The sequence below is a fragment of the Psychromonas saccharinae genome (assembly GCF_051201515.1).
Taxonomy (GTDB): Bacteria; Pseudomonadota; Gammaproteobacteria; order Enterobacterales; family Psychromonadaceae; genus Psychromonas.
Genome location: NZ_CP195153.1, coordinates 2,127,345 through 2,144,631, shown reverse-complemented (window position 1 = coordinate 2,144,631; position 17,287 = coordinate 2,127,345). Strand labels below are relative to the sequence as shown.

The window sequence follows — 17,287 nt, the reverse complement described above, 5'->3', positions numbered from 1 at the left end:
TAGGAAAGCAATCATATGACATCGACTAATAAATCAAAACGGTCTATTCCTGTCGTAACCGATATCGTGACCTTCAGTGAAATATCTAAACAATATCTTATAGATGGGCAACTCTCCGCACAGATACAAGTTATCGATTGCCGCACTAGCAATCAGTATAACGGCTGGCCCGATGATAATGGATGTGAAGGACATTTTCCCGGTGCTATCAATATCGATACTCATTGGCTTGATGGATTAAATTCGGACCAGTTATCACAGCTTTTCGTTAATTATAATATCCAAAAAAGTAAACCCACCTTTCTCTATGGCAATGATGCAGCATCATGTAACAAACTTAAATTATCATTAGCTAAACACGGTGTTGAACAAGTGCAGGTCGTCGGACAATCCCTTACAGAGAACAGTGAACCCTTGATTTGTTTACCTAATGTGAGGCAACTGGTTTCTCCACAATGGATTAATAATGTGATTAAGGGAGATGTTACGCCTTATCCACCAGAACATAGGCATACATTAATCGAAGTTCAGTCAGGTGTGGCTTTTGATTATTTACAATCTCATATCCCAACCGCCTTAAATTTAGACTTGAATAATTTAGAGGCAGCACCGTGGTGGAATCGAGTTAGTGATGAAAACATAACTGAAGTCCTTACAAAGTTAGGTATTTGTTACGATACCACGGTCATTTTATATGGTCGTAATAATATGGCAGCTGCACGCGCTGCAAATATCATGATGTACGCCGGTGTCGAGGATGTTCGTCTACTTAATGGTGGCTGGCAAGCTTGGGAGAATTCAAAATTTGACACAGAATCGCTTATAAATACCAATCATCAATACGCAGAATTTGGTAAAAAAATCCCTGTATATCCTCACTATATTGTTGATATACCAGAAGTAAAAACATTATTAGCTAAAGATCCCAACAAGCATTCTTTGGTTAGTATTCGCACGTGGGATGAATTTATTGGTAAAACGAGTGGCTATTCATATATTAAACAAAAAGGAAGCATTACGGGGTCAAAATGGGGACATGCAGGCACTCATGCTAATAATGTTAACGATTTTATCAATCCCGATGGCACCATGAAAAGTGCAGGTTCAATAAGCGCCCTGTGGAAGGATGCTAATATCAATAGAACTCAACAGATTTATTTTTATTGCGGGACAGGATGGAGAGCCTCTGAAGCTTTCTTTTATGCCTTTGTTATGGGATGGCAACATATCAGCGTATTTGATGGCGGTTGGTATGAATGGAGCCATCATGACACTAATCCAATCATTACCCTTTGCGAAACAAAATGACATCACTGCCAACAAACTCAAGTGTTAAGTTATCCCGCTTAGCCAAATACTCAAAGGTTGGTTTACTGAAAAAGATCACATGGGTCATATCCAGTTTGTAGTGCCAGTTTGTAAAACCTGCTAAATCAGTGACTTGTTTGGTCATAATCGCTAACCAACCACCTGGTTTAACCAATGATAACCACGTATTCCAAACCTGATCGGGATGATAGAGGTGCTCAATAACTTCCGTCGCAGTCACAAAATCATAGGTTTCAGTTAATACGCTCGTATCTGGGTAATAATAAATATCAAACAGTGACACATGATGACCAGATTCACTCATTATCTTCGATAAAGTAGGACCCGGGCCGCAACCAAAATCTAATCCCGTCGAATTTGCATGCAGCCGTTCGAGCAAAGGCAGCGCTAAACGCGATAAAAATTGGCGATAACCGAGATCTTCCGACGAGTTTTCATGATGGTCGTAATGCGCTTTCTCCTGAGCTTGGTTTAAATGATACTCAGGCAGTACAAATACTAATTGGCAAGCCGAACATTGATAATAATCCCGATTTTTATCTTGATAATAAAAACGAGTCTGTTCCGAAAGGCAAAGCGGACAAGGGTGCACGTTATGTTATATTCCTTTCGGTTTTATATTCCAATTTATGCCATCAACTTAATATATTTTTTAACTTTTCTAAGTGCTGATTGGCGTTTTAACGGCGATAAATAATCTATAAATAATTTACCAAGCAAATGATCGATTTCATGCTGCATCGCAATAGCGAGGAATTCATCATTTTCAATGGTGATCGGATTACCTTGGCGGTCAAGCGCCGTTACGACAACGGAAGCGAATCGTTCAACATCGGCATAATAGTCGGGTACAGATAAACACCCTTCTTGCCCTGTCACCTTGTCTTTTCCTTCAACAATCTCTGGATTGATTAAAATCAGCGGATCATCTTTATTTTCGGAAAGATCAATCACCACAACGGCAACGGATTGACCAACCTGAGGGGCCGCCAAACCAATACCATTACCGGTTGAATACATAGTATCGAGCATATCATCGATTAATGTTTGCACCGCTGCAACATCCGTTACCGGTTTAGCTGGAACCCGTAATTTCGGGTCTAATGCATGAAGTACGTTTAAAACTGCCATAGCGTCCTAATTTATATCTAGTAAATTGAAACAGACCGGAAATATACTTGTTTAAATTCATATTACCAGACAAAACCATTAATATTTTATTAAGCCAAGATTAACGGCATGAAATCGCATATGTTTTTCAATATAACTACTAATAAAATAATAACTATGATCATAACCGTCGGCCATCGTAAATGTCAGCGGAAAATGATTGCCTTGTGCTGCTGCAATCAGCGCTTCGGGTTTCAGTTGTTCCACTAGAAAATCATCACTACTACCTTGCTCAATCATCATTGGAATATGCTGGGTTGTTTTACTTATTAGTTCCGTCGAATCATACTGCTCCCAAGCCACTTGATCAGTCCCTAAATAACCCGTAAATGCTTTTCTTCCCCAAGGGCAGTTTTTAGGATTACAGATTGGACTAAAAGCGCTGACCGATTGATACAGATCTGCATTGCGCAATGCAATCATTAATGCGCCATGACCGCCCATTGAATGTCCGCTGACCACGCGCTGTGTATTAACTGGAAAATTAGCTTCAATTAATGCCGGTAATTCACTGACAACATAATCATACATTTGATAATGCTTATCCCAAGGGGCTTCCGTCGCATTCACATAAAAACCAGCACCTAATCCAAAATCATAGGCTTGATTCGCATCGTCAGGGACATCTTCACCTCGCGGGCTGGTATCGGGTGCAACAATCGCGATGCCTAGCTCTGCAGCAATCCGCAATGCCCCCGCTTTTTGCATAAAATTTTCATCGCTACAGGTTAAACCTGATAACCAATACATAACAGGCACTTTATGCTTGCTAGTTGCCTGTGGCGGAAGGTAAATAGCAAAACGCATTTTACAATTCAATATCTCTGATTGATGACTATATTGTTTATGCCAACCATCAAACACTTTATTATTACTGATATTTTCAATCGTCATCTTGGCTCCTGATAAAATTAACGGTAAAACGTCAACACCCAAGTTTACTCCCTGAGTATTGACATACCTTGTTATTTGTTAAAATGCACCACGCTACGAATACTTTCCCCTTTATGCATTAACTCAAACGCTTCATTAACTTCTTCTAAGGCCATAGTATGAGTAATAAAATCAGATAATTTAAACTCACCTTGGAGATAACGCTCTACATAATTAGGCAGTTCAGTACGCCCTTTCACACCACCGAAGGCAGTACCACGCCAAACTCGCCCCGTCACTAATTGAAATGGGCGTGTTGAGATTTCTTGTCCAGCCCCAGCAACACCAATAATCACCGATTCTCCCCAACCTTTATGGCAACATTCTAAGGCACTGCGCATCACATCGACATTACCAATACATTCAAAGGAATATTCAACGCCTCCATCGGTCATTTCAACAATTACATCTTGAATAGGCTTGTCGAAATTTTTTGGATTAATACAATCCGTTGCACCAAGCTTTTTAGCCAGTTCAAATTTAGACTCGTTAATATCAATAACAATAATACGACTTGCCTTCGCCATCGTTGCGCCAATCACCGCAGAAAGACCAATACCACCCAAACCAAAAATCGCGACGGAATCCCCCTCTTCGACCTTAGCCGTGTTCATGACCGCGCCCATCCCCGTTGTTACCCCACAACCTAATAAACACACTTCTTCAAGGGGAGCTTCAGGGTTAACTTTTGCTAAGGAAATCTCAGGTAATACCGTGTATTCTGAAAAAGTTGAACAGCCCATATAATGGAAGATTGGCTGACCGTCTTTATAAAAACGCGTCGTGCCATCGGGCATTAACCCTTTCCCCTGTGTTTCGCGTATTTGTTGACACAGATTTGTTTTACCGGACAGACAGAATTTACATTCGCCACATTCAGGCGTGTAAAGCGGAATAACATGATCGCCAACTTTAACACTGGTAACACCTTCCCCAACTTGTTCAACAATACCACCACCTTCATGACCAAGAATCACGGGAAAAATCCCTTCTGGATCTTCTCCCGATAATGTAAACGCATCCGTATGGCATACACCCGATGCAATAATTTTAACTAACACTTCACCTTTACGAGGCAACATGACATCGATTTCTTCGATTTTTAACGGTTGTTTAGGCCCCCAAGCGATGGCTGCTTTTGATTTAATAAATTGGTCAGTCATAAAAACTCCTGTGTATGGATGGGAAATATTATCAATGACTCTATTATATTTATTTCTCAGAAGATTATAATAGGCCAAATTAGAAAATGACTTTTACGAGATTGTAACAATGATGAAATGGGAAGGTATTAACGAATTTGTTTCCGTTGCTGAAACACAAAGTTTTACACGATCGGCAAAAAATTTAAAAATCTCAACGGCACAGGTTAGTCGACAGATTAGCGCATTAGAAAAAAGACTCAATATTAAACTGTTTTATCGAACAACACGTAGTGTCTCATTAACGCAAGAGGCCCATGTTTTCTATCAACATTGCCGCAGTTTGCTAGACGGGCTAGACGCTGCAGAACAAGCGATCACTAATCTACAAGCCTCCCCCAAAGGAATGATTAAATTATCACTCCCTATTACCTACGGTGAGCAGAAAATTTTACCCTTAATCAATGACTTTATAACACAGTACAAAGGTATTGAAGTCGTTTGCGACCTGAGCAATAAACGCGTTGATTTAATTGAAAGTGGATTTGATATTGCCATTCGACTCGGTCAATTAAAAGATTCCAGTTTAATTGCAAAGAAATTAAGTGAACGCTCGAATTACGTATGTGCTTCCCCACAATACATTGAAAAATTTGGAGAACCCCATACATTATCTGAATTAAAACATCATAATTGTTTATTAGGTACGCGTGAATATTGGCGTTTCACTGAAGACGGTAAAGAAAAGCATATACGTGCACGCGGTAACCTGCGTTGTAATAGTGGTATTGGCTTAGTCGATGCTGCACTTAAACATATTGGTATTATTCAATTACCTGAATACTATGTACAAAAATATGTCGATTCAGGAGAATTAATAACATTATTAGATAACTTACGAGAGCCTCCGGAAGGAATTTGGGCTGTGTATCCACAGAATCGTTTTTTATCGCCCAAAATACGGTTATTTATTGATTATCTGTTCGATTGTTTTCATGTTAATGCTGCTTCGTAATCAGTACGCGAATCAAACACGAAGAACAATCCCAATATGTCCTATTTAGCAATAACAATCGATTATTAAGGAAATAACAGGATAGCCAGGACATATATACCCGTTACCAATCAATATGCGTTTATCAGTCACTAGCTCGGATACCAAGGCAAGGCGTAACATGATGACCTTTCGAGCGATTAACTGCGTTAATCCTCTATCGGTAGATGTAAAAACAAGACTTTACATCTTTAATAGCTAGTCCTTCTCGAATGTTATAACGCAGTTTGGTGTTCGAGCTAGTGACCCGCAGGGCAAGACGAGAGGCAAACATCTTCGTTGTTATAAAGTCTCGATTTAACCCGTTAGATCTTCACCTTTATGCCTAGAATCTGTTCACCTCTCATCTTGCTGATTTCTGCATCTTGAATGGTAACGTGTATATGTCCAAGAACGAGAATATTTTATTAACTTGTTATACGTTTTTTACTTTCAAACGAATTTTCAGATCCGAGGGTGCAAAATACAAAGTTGTTCTTCCATCTTTAGTTCGCAGCAATAATTTCAGGGTAACAAGTTTATTCAAATATGATCGAGCTGTATTTTCTGAAATGGCATAAGAGTTTGCTGTTTCTTTAACCGTGAAAACCCGACCAGGATCTTTTGTTCCTTTTTTAACCAGATCTTTCTGAACAAAATTTAACAAATTACTAAATTGAGAGTTATCTAAGATCTCGACCACCTGATAAAACTCATCTGTTTTATCTTTTAAATATTTTTGTAATTCATTAAACGCAGCTAATATAATATCTAATTGAAAATCGATAAAATATGTAAGATCATTTTGGTCTTTTTCTGTATACAAGTATGAAAGTCCATACCCTTTAGGATCATCTTTTAATAGTTTACTGATAGATACATATTTAAATAAATCATATTCATTTTTTAACATAAACCAATAGAATAGTGATCTGGCAGTTCGACCGTTCCCATCTCTAAATGGGTGTTCATAACCTAACATGAAATGTATTATTATGGCTTTAATAACAGGAGGGATGAATTTACCACCATCTACACCTGAATGCTCTTCGTTTGCAAAATCACATAGTAGCTGAAGCCTTTCTGGTATTTTATTGAAACTTGGTGGGTTATGAGCTATTTCACCACGATCATCTTCAACAAAAATATCGTTATCTTCTCTAAATTCTCCTGGCACCACATTGTTTTCTGTTGTTTTATCTGTAGCGATCCGATGGAAGTTTAAAATCAAATCAATGGAAAGAGGTTCTTTAGCAACTTTTTCTGCATATTTAAGCAAGAGAAAATTATTGATAATCATTCTCTCATCTTCATCATCTGGCTCCCTTTCTTCCTCTAGCATTTTCTTGGCAACTTCACGCGTTGTCGAAGCACCTTCTAATTGTGCACTAGTAATGGCTTCTTCCATAATTAGTGAAGACACGAGATATTTTCTTTGAATACTATCTGAAGCTACATTGCCTGCAATAGCGCCAACACTTCCGCCTGCAACTTTTATAATTTGATGCAACTTTGCTTCCATTGAATGGGGAGTGGTATACGAAAATAATTTTCCTTTGTCATCAAGCAAATTGATATATTTCATTTGCATTGTTCTTTGAAATTTAATGGCAGCCCAAATATCTTTAGCTTCAGCTTGTGGTACTCTCCACTTAAGGAGATTCCAGTGAAGGTACCTACCGTGCTCATCGGTCGGTCCATATTTCTTTATATATTTACCTAAATGCTCAAAATCAAAATCTGACATTTCAAATTTAGGAGCTCTTTCTACTGTTGGCTTTGCCATATAACTCAACTTTTAAAATTTGCGTTTAGATGTTTTAATAATGGCATCTTTAGTTTAGATGTCAAGATCGTAATAGTGGTAATTAGGGACAGCTGGGATGGGGGACAGCTAGGACATATATGGTCACTCTTTGTAAATCAAGTTTAGATTGATTTTTATTTACTGTTTCACTGTCGATATCGTATAAAAAACTCGTCACCCTTTAACATTAAGAGGGAATTTTTCTGGTTAAACTTGTTTTTCGCACTGTATCGTTTAATCGATAAATCACCTTTGTCTAAACTGCTTTTTACATCATTGAGATAACGGTTTCTTGACATATATCCGGCGTCTTAATGGCTACTTAATGGGAAGCCGCGCCCTCCTGAGTTTCAGAAGAAGTCTTACTCGCCTTTGCACCCACGATGCCTTAAAGGCAGAAGTCCGGCTGAGGTTCCGAGTAAGACAAAACCATTTTAAATCATCAATGCCTATTACCGTTTAGTATTGCGGGTTAATTAAATATGTATTTTCTAGTTATTACTTTTCTTCAGCTATTATTACGCGCACGCTTTGCTCACATCAAATGGCTGCTTACTAATTAATACTGACCAAATAATTCTGGCTAGTTTATTCGCTAAAGCCACAACCGCTTTGCAACCATTCATACGTACTTTGAGCTTCTGTAACCAACAGCTGAGTACATCGTCTTTTTTCTCACACCAATTAAGCACAGTGCGAGCACCATGAATAAGGTACTTTCTAAGCGTGCTATTACCTCGTTTGCTTATCTTTCCCATTCGATTGGTTTCGCCACTGGCATATTGCTTAGGCGTTAATCCTATCCATGCCGCTAATTGCCTGCCATTTTTAAATGCGCCAGCATCACCAACCGAAGCCATCAAAGCAGCACTCGTTACCGGGCCGATTCCTGATATGCTTTGTAATAAGGCGTATTCGGCTTTGTCTTTGATTAGGTCGGTTAATTGGGTTTTTACTTCGTCAATTTGAGCACTCATTCTTTGTATGTTGCGATAAATACGTAATATAAAGGACCTTGCCGCCAGGGTTAATTCATTGGTTGCGTCTTCTAAAATATCAGGTACTGCTTTTAATAAAGTAGGAATACCAAGGCCAACGACCACGCCATATTCTGCTAATAGACCCCTCAATTGATTTACATCATCTGTTCTTATTTTTATCATCCGTTCGTTAATGCGTTGTAATGATTGGATATCTTGTTGTTCGGTTGATTTAACTGCAACAAATCGGATGTTTGGTCGTAATGACGCTTCAGCAATGGCTAATGCATCGTTTGCGTCATTCTTATTACCAATCACAAAAGGTTTAACAATAAATGGCGGAATAAGTCTTACTGTATGACCTAACTTCTCAATTCGTCTTCCCCATGGGTTTGAGCTGTAACAAGCTTCCATGACAACTAAAGAAGGGGAAAACTGCCTTAATTCATGTAATAGCTCAGAGCGTTTTACTTTTTTGTTAAACAGGACTTTACGGTTTTCATCCAATACACATATTTGGAAAATATTCTTTGCTAAGTCGATACTAATTACGCTACATTTCATGTTGGTCACTCCTTATTTTAGATTGATTTTGCTTGGTAACTTCTTCAATCTTGGCACATTACGATGCCGTTTGGGAGTGACCATCCCAAGCATCCATCAATTTAACAGTTCACTCTAACGAAAACCAAAACAAGATCCACCACTAAAATTGGCACTACTTACGCTTATAAAATCATATTTTTCATGCTGAATCAGGAAAGTATGTATTCCGAAAAAATAACAGACGAGACAAATCGTTAGCGACAGCTAATTGATTAATAGAAATAGAATGTTTAATGGTTAATGATGTATTTGCTGTGATTTTGCTTTGCTTACTATCCAACGTTTACCTGTATGCTCGGCAAACAAAGCAAGATCATCAACACTGCCCACTGCGACATGGTTATGTTGACCAAAGGTTTGAGTCAGTTCAATCCATGTTTCACTATCTAGGCCAAGTGTGCCCAGTAAACTCGGTGATTGCTCGCTAATTGCGCCACGTTTATCATCTCTGATAACACGTCCAGTCCAATCAACTAACTCGAGGTAATCGATTAAAGCACAAGGAATAACGTCAACCTGTTGATTACTCTCATAGACCTTAAACCCAAATAAAGGTTTAATCATCTTATCACTATCTTTTGTTTCACTATTGCTACAGACGCCGTGGATACGTTCAAATACCGAAGTGTATTCTGATTGCTCTACAGAATCAGCGATTTTCGCTCTGATAGGATTCAAATCAACATAGGCCATACACGTTAATAATGCCTGTTCATCGAGCAAAGCTTGAGATTTAAAGCGCCCTTCCCAGAACCGACCTGTACAGTTATCTTCTTTATTCGCTTTGCGTGCGATAAATTCATTTAATGAACGCATAAACCAAGAAATATCAAGTAACCGTTCACGCCATGTTCCAACAATTTCTAGCGCAGCCTTTACTTCAGCTTCGGTAACTAACTCCCCTTTCATCCAACGTGAGACTAACGGCGGAGCAGAATAAAGCTGTAACCAACGATGACAGATATCTTCATTCGTTAACGCCGTCACTTCAACTTCATTGGCATGTAATACAAGGTGATAGTGATTAGACATGATGGCATAAGAGCAAACATCAATTGAAAAGATATGGCCAAGAAAACGAATACGCTCAACCATCCACTGACGTCGATGTTCAAAGCTTTTACCGCTGTAGTTATCTTCACCACATAAAAAAGCGCGACGTACACAACGTGAAATACAATGATAATACGGCGTATCATCAAGTGAAATTAAAGAAGAACGAGATTGCGTCATACCTGCTTCAACCAATGTATATAAAAACACTGTTTAAAATAATAGGTATAAACTCATAGTCTGTCAAAAAGCTATGGGTGTCCCAGAAAATTAACCTGCCAGTGGCGAAACCAATCGAATGGGAAAGATAAGCAAACGAGGTAATAGCACGCTTAGAAAGTACCTTATTCATGGTGCTCGCACTGTGCTTAATTGGTGTGAGAAAAAAGACGATGTACTCAGCTGTTGGTTACAGAAGCTCAAAGTACGTATGAATGGTTGCAAAGCGGTTGTGGCTTTAGCGAATAAACTAGCCAGAATTATTTGGTCAGTATTAATTAGTAAGCAGCCATTTGATGTGAGCAAAGCGTGCGCGTAATAATAGCTGAAGAAAAGTAATAACTAGAAAATACATATTTAATTAACCCGCAATACTAAACGGTAATAGGCATTGATGATTTAAAATGGTTTTGTCTTACTCGGAACCTCAGCCGGACTTCTGCCTTTAAGGCATCGTGGGTGCAAAGGCGAGTAAGACTTCTTCTGAAACTCAGGAGGGCGCGGCTTCCCATTAAGTAGCCATTAAGACGCCGGATATATGTCAAGAAACCGTTATCTCAATGATGTAAAAAGCAGTTTAGACAAAGGTGATTTATCGATTAAACGATACAGTGCGAAAAACAAGTTTAACCAGAAAAATTCCCCCTTAATGTTAAAGGGTGACGAGTTTTTTATACGATATCGACAGTGAAACAATAAATAAAATCAATCTAAACTTGATTTACAAAGAGTGACCATATATGTCCGAGAATATTTGCGATAATGTAAAAAGCAGTTTAGGCAAAGGTGATTTATCGATTAAACGATACAGTGCGAAAAACAAGTTTAACCAGAAAAATTACCCCTTAATGTTAAAGGGTGACGAGTTTTTTATACGATATCGACAGTGAAACAGTAAATAAAAATCAATCTAAACTTGATTTACAAAGAGTGACCATATATGTCCGAGAATACGAATTTTATGTCTCCGATAATATCGGTTTTTCGAATTGAGCAACTTATTAGGGATTGCTTATTTTTTCAAGTGGAGCCCAGTTTTCTAAATATATAGATAGGTCTCTTTCCCCCAAGGTATAAGACTCCGTAGCAATTTTCTCTTTTTCAGATTTTAACAAACCCCGCCCATGAAGTGCAATTCCAGTGTTTAGTACCCAAGGATAAAAATGATAACTGTTTGACTTCCCATGGATATTGACCAAAAGATTTAATAACTTTGAAGGAGGAATGATAATATATTTTGGTTTCATTTTCCGTTCATGTGAAACAAGTATAAATACCCAATAGTCTGCTGGTGATTTTTCGATTTTATCATGTGCAAGAGTTAGCCAACCACCAGCAAGTAGTTTGCGGCTAAATTCGTCTTTTGCATGTGATGGCTTATAGTCACGAGACATTTTTACTTGAATAGCAACAGACTTTGAAGAGTCTTTTTTGTTAGTTACCAAAAAATCAGTTCCTGTATCTTTTGACGGAATCCAAACATTTAAAGTTGGAAAGTTTTTTTCAATATACTCTCCAACTAAAAACTCACCAGCATGAATTGTAAAAATAGGTCTCATATTGTTTTCTTCTCTAACGCCGCAATAAATGGCGCGTAAGTTGGTGCTGTTTTTGCTGCTTTTTGTTTTTAGCAAAAATCGCGACAGCCGTAATGCATCCGATTTAATTGCCTTGTTAGTGTGCTATTTGATTAATGTAGCACTCAACATCTTGTTCTATTGACATTTTTATAAACTGGAATGTTTCGAAGAAGCAAGGCTCATAATATGAAATTGAAGATATTTTTGCATCAAAGTGCGTTCTATTTCTACGAGATTTTAAATTATCAAGCCCTTCAATAACATTACTTGAAGGGTTAAGTAACTCAAGATATTTTGTAGATAATAAAGTTGTGGCATCTATCGAATTCATTTTAAAAACAGTGCAATCAGTAAGATCATTAATGTGAATAGGTTTTTTATTTTGTTTGTTCGCTAGAGCGGTAGTTAAGCTTTTGTTTCTGTCGATAACATGTACGACGTAACCTTTTCTTAACAAATACGATTTCATGTACTGTTCGAATGCCGCAAACATAATTAAATCATCAGCAAAACCATCATAACAATCTTTTCTTTTCAGCCCAATTTGCAAGAGTTCACCAGATATTCTAATACAATTTTCTGTAGTGCCTCTTAGTTTAGAATCTAAACTTTTGAAATTATCATTTAATTTTTCCATTTCTGCTAATCTATTAACTATTTTCGATTTATATAGCAAAGAGTTAGCATTATTTAGAGCTATGAAACTAGCATCGTTCATTACACTTTCGGACTTGAGTAAATATGCTTCATGAATTTTGGTATGACTCGGCATCTGTTTCCCTATATGTATGTACTCTGTGCACTAACAGCTACTTAGACAGCAGAAAGTCGTAATTCCGCTGTAAATACGGCTGCAATCTAATTACATAATAAAAAATTAATCTTACTATAATCTAACCGCATATCAAATAGTTAAAATACAGTTGTGAAATATAAATCATGTGGAAATACGGCAACATGCCAGATTTACGGTGGAAATGTAGAAAAGCACCTGAACTGTATATAAATCCAGGTCTCAATTAAAATAAGGCGTTCCTATAAGTATTTCAAGCTTAGCTTTTATGCAGATTCACCAATGAGATTTTAATAAGCCGGAATAGAATGGATCAACCTACGCCGTTGATCCACTCATAATAAAGTGTTGTCTCTATTATTACTTTATATTCTCGGTCATCACAATATTTCTATTTTACGCTTTATCTGCCTTAAGCACCGCATTCATCATCACGGTTGCCCCTGCGGTACATTGCTCATAGGTAGAAGATTCAAGTTCACAATGACTCAAACCATCCTTTGATTGTACAAACACCATGGTCGATGGGATCATATAGGCTGCAAATTGAGCATCGTGACCAGCACCCGAATGAATCGTTTGATGAGAAACGCCCGCTTCTTCGGCGGCTTGTTTAACATAGGAAACCAATTTTGTATCCCAATAAATAGTGTCACGGTTCCACGCTTTTTCAACGGTACATGAACAACCACTCCAGTCTTTTTCTGCACAGCCTTTAATGATGTTCAATACTTTATCGAGCACCTTGGCATCTTCGTGGCGGACATCAATACAAAAATCCACATAATCCGGCACACAGGTGTGTACGCAGGGATGACAAGATACTTCACCGGTTGTGTAAACCAGTTCGGGATAGCCTAATTTATCGATTTCTTGATGAAGGTAGACAATTGCCTGTGACGCCGCGAATAACGCATCTTTACGTTTTTGCATTGGAAAGGTACCAGCATGGGTGGTTTGACCGTAAAATTTGACCCGATAATTGAACATACCCAGTACACAATCAACCACACCAATATCATTACCGGCATCTTCTAAAATAGGACCTTGTTCGATATGCGTTTCAAACATACATAAATATTGCTCTGGGTTTAAACGGTTTTTCTTATCCCCTTTAAAACCAGACTTTTCAAGTGCTTCGCCAAAGGTGGTTTTTCCCGTTAACATATCCTTTGTCGCGAGTTTATCTTCTAACCGAAACTTTTCCTTCACATCATCGGGTAAATAATCGTAACAAACAATGCCAGAACACATCATCGCGGGTGGATATAGAGATCCTTCTTCATTAGTCCAAATCATCGCCGTTAAGGGATGAGTATGGGCGATGTTATTTTCAACCACGGTTTCTAGGGTTTCCATTGCACTAATAACCCCAAGAATGCCATCGTAATTGCCGCCATTTTTAACTGAATCAACATGCGATCCCATTACAATCCGTTTTGCCTTTGGATCAGAGCCTGGAATCGTTGCGTAAATATTTGCAACATCATCAAACTCAATCACAGCGCCGATTGCCTTCATGCGACTCACGAATTCATTACGTGCCTGAATAGCTTCTGGTGAAAGTGAGTAACGTGTTATTCCACCGTGTCCTGCATCACCGTAAGTAGAAAATGTTTTAATGGTCTCCGTCATTCTTTCTAAGTTACACTCGTACATATTTATCTCTCCTATGATATTAATAATATTCAATCACTTTAGAGAAAAGACTTTTATTATTGTTTACTTATAACTATTCGTAATTATTGTATTTATTTACGCAGTCTGCCAACGTTATGGTATTGCTTAGCAGGCTTCGAGTTGCTTTACTAAATAGTCACTATTTAATAATCGAAGCATTCCTCTAACTGTATTTTTATTCCGTTAATTGCCGTTTTATGAATTTTCCATATCCCGCTTCGCCTAGAAATTCCCCATTGTTAAATACTAATTTGCCACGAGAAAATGTCATTTCAGGATACCCAGTCAAATCCGTTCCTTCCCAAATGGTATGGTCATAATCTGAATGCATCTTTTCACAGGTGATCGTGAAATCTTTATTTGGATCGTAAATAACGATATCTGCATCTTTTCCAATGGTTAAACTCCCTTTATCTGCGCAACCAAATATTCTTGCGGGATTTGCTGCACATAACTCAACCGCCTTATTAAAGGTAATTTCTCCTTTATTGGCTTTATCGAGCATGTAAGGATACATATTCTCAACCCCAGCACAGCCATTAGGAATTTTACTAAAGTCATTAAGCCCCCAATCCTTTTCACTTTGCATAAACGGACAATGATCCGTTGCAACGACATCTATATCGCCACGTTTCAATGCGTCCCAGAGTGCATCTTGGCTTTGTTGGCCTTTCATCGGTGGAGAACAAACAAAGTTACGACCGTCATCGCGTTTATATACGTCACGAGTGAAGTGTAAATACTGAGGACACGTTTCTGCGTATATCGGATAGCCTTCCTGCTTGGCGAGGGTTACTGCTTCTACGCCCTGCTTATTGGCAAGGTGAACAATATACAGTTTTGCTCCGGTTTCTTTCGCCCACTGAATAGCGCGAAGATCGGCTTCGCCTTCAACAAATTCGGGTCTAGACAGGTAATGATACCAAGGGCTTGTTTTGCCTGCTGATAGGAATTTTTTAACGTTGTAATTCACCAGATCATTATTTTCTGCATGCACCGAAATCATCGTATTAATTTCTTTGGATTTTTCTAAGAGTTGATAAAACACGCCGTCGGAAACGCCGAAATCATATACCATGAATATTTTGAAGGAAGGTACGCCACAATCCACCGCCGCTTGCATTGAATCAAGTAATTCACCGTGAATATCTTTAACACCAATATGGAAAGCATAGTCTACTGCTGCTTGCGGCGCTGCGATTTTATCGCGCCGTTTAATGACATCAAGCATCGGCTCGTCGAAGTCTTGCAAGGCAAAATCGAAGACGGTTGTTGTACCGCCACATGCTGCTGCGCGTGTTCCTGCAAAATAATCGTCTGAGGAAACGGTGCCGCCAAAGGGCATCGCGAGGTGAGTATGTGCATCAATCGCACCGGGAAGCACATATTTTCCCTGTGCATCAATGACACTGGTTGCATCCGTTCCTAAATCATTGCTGATAGCGGTAATTTTACCGTCTTTGACAGCAATATCGGCTTGATAGGTTTCAGATGCGGAAACTAGCATTCCGTTTTTAATGATTAAATCCATACTGTACTGATCCTTTTAAAGTTGTTTAACACTTAAAAAGTAAAACTACAGGAGAGCCCTTATTATATAAGCTATAACGGGTTTCATAATCGAGTTATAAAAATTAATAAGGAAAATGGTTTGCCCATCTAAGTTGGACAAACCTTTGCAGACCTTGGTTATACTTCTCTATAGGGGTTACGTGGGTCTTCCATCCAATTCATAAATGGTTGTCCCTGCGAACGCTCATCCATGGTGATACAATCATCCACTGGACAGGTAATTTCACATAAATTACAACCGACGCAATTATCTTCAATAATATCGAACTTGTTGGTGCCATCGTCCAATGAAGTCACACTGATAGCTTGGTGCGAAGTATCTTCACAGGCTTGGTAACAGCGACCACAACCAATACATTTATCTTGATCGATGTCTGCAACGACTTTGTAGTTCATATTGAGCTTTTTCCAATCGGTCGTATTAGGTACCGCTAGCCCTTGAAAATCGGTTATTTTTTCATAGCCTTTACTGTCCATCCAATTGGATAAACCGGTTTTCATTTCTTTAACGATATTGAATCCATAAATCATTGCAGCTGTACAGACCTGCACCGATCCGGCTCCCAACGCAATAAATTCAGCGGCATCTCTCCACTCACCGATCCCGCCGATGCCTGAAATAGGGATACCCGCAGTTTCAGGATCACGTGCAATTTCGCTAACCATACTTAATGCAATGGGTTTAACCGCTGGACCACAATAACCACCATGGGTACTTTTGCCATCAACAATTGGACGCGCCGCCATTTTATCAAGGTCAATACCGGTAATAGAGTTGATCGTATTAATAAGTGAAACAGCATCAGCACCGCCCCCTTTAGCTGCACGAGCAGGCATACGGATATCGGTAATATTAGGGGTTAGTTTTACAATAACCGGTAATGTGCTGTATTGCTTACACCACCCCGTCACCATTTGAACATATTCAGGGACTTGTCCAACGGCTGCGCCCATACCACGTTCAGGCATGCCGTGTGGGCACCCAAAGTTTAATTCGATACCATCTGCACCGGTTTTTTCAACTAGTTCAAGTACCGTTTTCCACTTTTCTTCTTCACAGGGAAACATTAACGACACGATTAACGCACGATCAGGCCAGCGTTTCTTCACATCGGTAATTTCCTGTAAGTTTACGGCTAAACTACGGTCCGTTATTAATTCGATATTATTGAAACCAGAGACTTCACCATTATGATCATAAAGTGCTGAATAACGTGATGAAACGTTTACGGCTGCAGGATCTTCACCTAATGTTTTCCAGACAACACCGCCCCATCCAGCTTCAAAAGCACGCTCTACGTTATAGGCTTTATCCGTTGGTGGTGCAGACGCTAACCAAAAAGGATTCGGCGATTTAATACCTGCAAATTCGATTGATATATCAGCCATG

Annotated in this window: 14 protein-coding genes and 1 pseudogene; 3 read left to right on the top strand and 12 right to left on the bottom strand. The window is 38.8% G+C overall.

Going from position 1 to position 17,287, the window contains the following annotated elements; all coding sequences use genetic code 11:
- Positions 1-15 precede the first annotated feature (15 nt).
- Complete coding sequence (locus ACR30L_RS09485) at positions 16-1,308, top strand: sulfurtransferase (protein ID WP_435237767.1); 1,293 nt, start codon at positions 16-18, stop codon at positions 1,306-1,308.
- Here ACR30L_RS09485 and ACR30L_RS09480 read toward each other — a convergent pair.
- The 4 genes from ACR30L_RS09480 to ACR30L_RS09465 all read right to left on the bottom strand — a co-directional run bounded on the left by ACR30L_RS09480 (position 1,286) and on the right by ACR30L_RS09465 (position 4,595).
- Positions 1,286-1,921 (bottom strand): class I SAM-dependent methyltransferase, encoded by a 636-nt coding sequence (locus ACR30L_RS09480; protein WP_435237766.1) that lies wholly within the window; start codon positions 1,919-1,921, stop codon positions 1,286-1,288. The genes ACR30L_RS09485 and ACR30L_RS09480 overlap by 23 nt on opposite strands.
- Before the next feature lie 35 nt (positions 1,922-1,956).
- Positions 1,957-2,460 carry a peptide deformylase gene (def, locus tag ACR30L_RS09475; RefSeq protein WP_435237765.1) on the bottom strand — a complete coding sequence of 168 codons (504 nt, stop codon included), beginning with the start codon at positions 2,458-2,460 and terminating at the stop codon, positions 1,957-1,959.
- Between the two features lie 78 nt (positions 2,461-2,538).
- Positions 2,539-3,393, bottom strand: a complete 855-nt coding sequence (gene fghA / locus ACR30L_RS09470; protein WP_435237764.1) for an S-formylglutathione hydrolase — start codon at positions 3,391-3,393, stop codon at positions 2,539-2,541.
- 71 nt (positions 3,394-3,464) lie between these two features.
- Positions 3,465-4,595: an S-(hydroxymethyl)glutathione dehydrogenase/class III alcohol dehydrogenase gene (locus ACR30L_RS09465; RefSeq protein ID WP_435237763.1), complete on the bottom strand. Its 1,131-nt coding sequence runs from the start codon at positions 4,593-4,595 to the stop codon at positions 3,465-3,467.
- A 112-nt stretch (positions 4,596-4,707) separates the two neighbouring features.
- Here ACR30L_RS09465 and ACR30L_RS09460 point away from each other — a divergent pair, with 112 nt between their 5' ends.
- Complete coding sequence (locus ACR30L_RS09460; RefSeq protein WP_435237893.1) at positions 4,708-5,589, top strand: LysR substrate-binding domain-containing protein; 882 nt, start codon at positions 4,708-4,710, stop codon at positions 5,587-5,589.
- Between the two features lie 454 nt (positions 5,590-6,043).
- Here the strand turns inward: ACR30L_RS09460 and ACR30L_RS09455 are convergent, their stop codons facing one another.
- The 3 genes from ACR30L_RS09455 to ACR30L_RS09445 form a co-directional block, all read right to left on the bottom strand.
- Complete coding sequence (locus ACR30L_RS09455; protein WP_435237762.1) at positions 6,044-7,393, bottom strand: Fic family protein; 1,350 nt, start codon at positions 7,391-7,393, stop codon at positions 6,044-6,046.
- Between the two features lie 539 nt (positions 7,394-7,932).
- Positions 7,933-8,958 carry an IS110 family transposase gene (locus tag ACR30L_RS09450; protein ID WP_435237761.1) on the bottom strand — a complete coding sequence of 342 codons (1,026 nt, stop codon included), beginning with the start codon at positions 8,956-8,958 and terminating at the stop codon, positions 7,933-7,935.
- Positions 8,959-9,237: 279 nt separating this feature from the next.
- A complete protein-coding gene (locus tag ACR30L_RS09445; RefSeq protein WP_435237760.1) occupies positions 9,238-10,233 on the bottom strand; it encodes a transposase in 996 nt (331 codons plus the stop codon).
- Positions 10,234-10,330: 97 nt separating this feature from the next.
- Between ACR30L_RS09445 and ACR30L_RS09440 the strand changes: the two are divergent.
- A pseudogene (locus ACR30L_RS09440) lies at positions 10,331-10,591 on the top strand (transposase); the annotation flags it as partial.
- A 682-nt stretch (positions 10,592-11,273) separates the two neighbouring features.
- On the opposite strand, the gene ACR30L_RS09435 reads toward ACR30L_RS09440, so the two are convergent.
- From ACR30L_RS09435 to preA, 5 genes are all read right to left on the bottom strand, one after another.
- Complete coding sequence (locus ACR30L_RS09435; RefSeq protein ID WP_435237759.1) at positions 11,274-11,906, bottom strand: hypothetical protein; 633 nt, start codon at positions 11,904-11,906, stop codon at positions 11,274-11,276.
- Positions 11,907-11,946: 40 nt separating this feature from the next.
- Positions 11,947-12,624 (bottom strand): hypothetical protein, encoded by a 678-nt coding sequence (locus tag ACR30L_RS09430; RefSeq protein WP_435237758.1) that lies wholly within the window; start codon positions 12,622-12,624, stop codon positions 11,947-11,949.
- A gap of 417 nt (positions 12,625-13,041) precedes the next feature.
- Positions 13,042-14,304 (bottom strand): Zn-dependent hydrolase, encoded by a 1,263-nt coding sequence (locus ACR30L_RS09425; RefSeq protein ID WP_435237757.1) that lies wholly within the window; start codon positions 14,302-14,304, stop codon positions 13,042-13,044.
- 196 nt (positions 14,305-14,500) lie between these two features.
- The gene (gene hydA / locus ACR30L_RS09420; protein WP_435237756.1) at positions 14,501-15,856 is read right to left on the bottom strand and encodes a dihydropyrimidinase; all 1,356 of its coding nucleotides are present in this window, start codon (positions 15,854-15,856) and stop codon (positions 14,501-14,503) included.
- Between the two features lie 158 nt (positions 15,857-16,014).
- Positions 16,015-17,286, bottom strand: coding sequence for an NAD-dependent dihydropyrimidine dehydrogenase subunit PreA (gene preA, locus ACR30L_RS09415; protein ID WP_435237755.1), 1,272 nt, complete (start codon positions 17,284-17,286; stop codon positions 16,015-16,017).
- Between the last annotated feature and the right edge of the window lies 1 nt (position 17,287).

Bases quoted from the DNA above. Each gene is read 5' to 3' on its own strand.
- ACR30L_RS09485 (WP_435237767.1), top strand. From the start codon at position 16: ATGACATCGACTAATAAATCAAAACGGTCTATTCCTGTCGTAACCGAT.
- def (WP_435237765.1), bottom strand. From the start codon at position 2,460: ATGGCAGTTTTAAACGTACTTCATGCATTAGACCCGAAATTACGGGTT.
- fghA (WP_435237764.1), bottom strand. From the start codon at position 3,393: ATGACGATTGAAAATATCAGTAATAATAAAGTGTTTGATGGTTGGCAT.
- ACR30L_RS09465 (WP_435237763.1), bottom strand. From the start codon at position 4,595: ATGACTGACCAATTTATTAAATCAAAAGCAGCCATCGCTTGGGGGCCT.
- ACR30L_RS09460 (WP_435237893.1), top strand. From the start codon at position 4,708: ATGAAATGGGAAGGTATTAACGAATTTGTTTCCGTTGCTGAAACACAA.
- ACR30L_RS09455 (WP_435237762.1), bottom strand. From the start codon at position 7,393: ATGGCAAAGCCAACAGTAGAAAGAGCTCCTAAATTTGAAATGTCAGAT.
- ACR30L_RS09450 (WP_435237761.1), bottom strand. From the start codon at position 8,958: ATGAAATGTAGCGTAATTAGTATCGACTTAGCAAAGAATATTTTCCAA.
- ACR30L_RS09445 (WP_435237760.1), bottom strand. From the start codon at position 10,233: ATGACGCAATCTCGTTCTTCTTTAATTTCACTTGATGATACGCCGTAT.
- ACR30L_RS09430 (WP_435237758.1), bottom strand. From the start codon at position 12,624: ATGCCGAGTCATACCAAAATTCATGAAGCATATTTACTCAAGTCCGAA.
- ACR30L_RS09425 (WP_435237757.1), bottom strand. From the start codon at position 14,304: ATGTACGAGTGTAACTTAGAAAGAATGACGGAGACCATTAAAACATTT.
- hydA (WP_435237756.1), bottom strand. From the start codon at position 15,856: ATGGATTTAATCATTAAAAACGGAATGCTAGTTTCCGCATCTGAAACC.
- preA (WP_435237755.1), bottom strand. From the start codon at position 17,286: ATGGCTGATATATCAATCGAATTTGCAGGTATTAAATCGCCGAATCCT.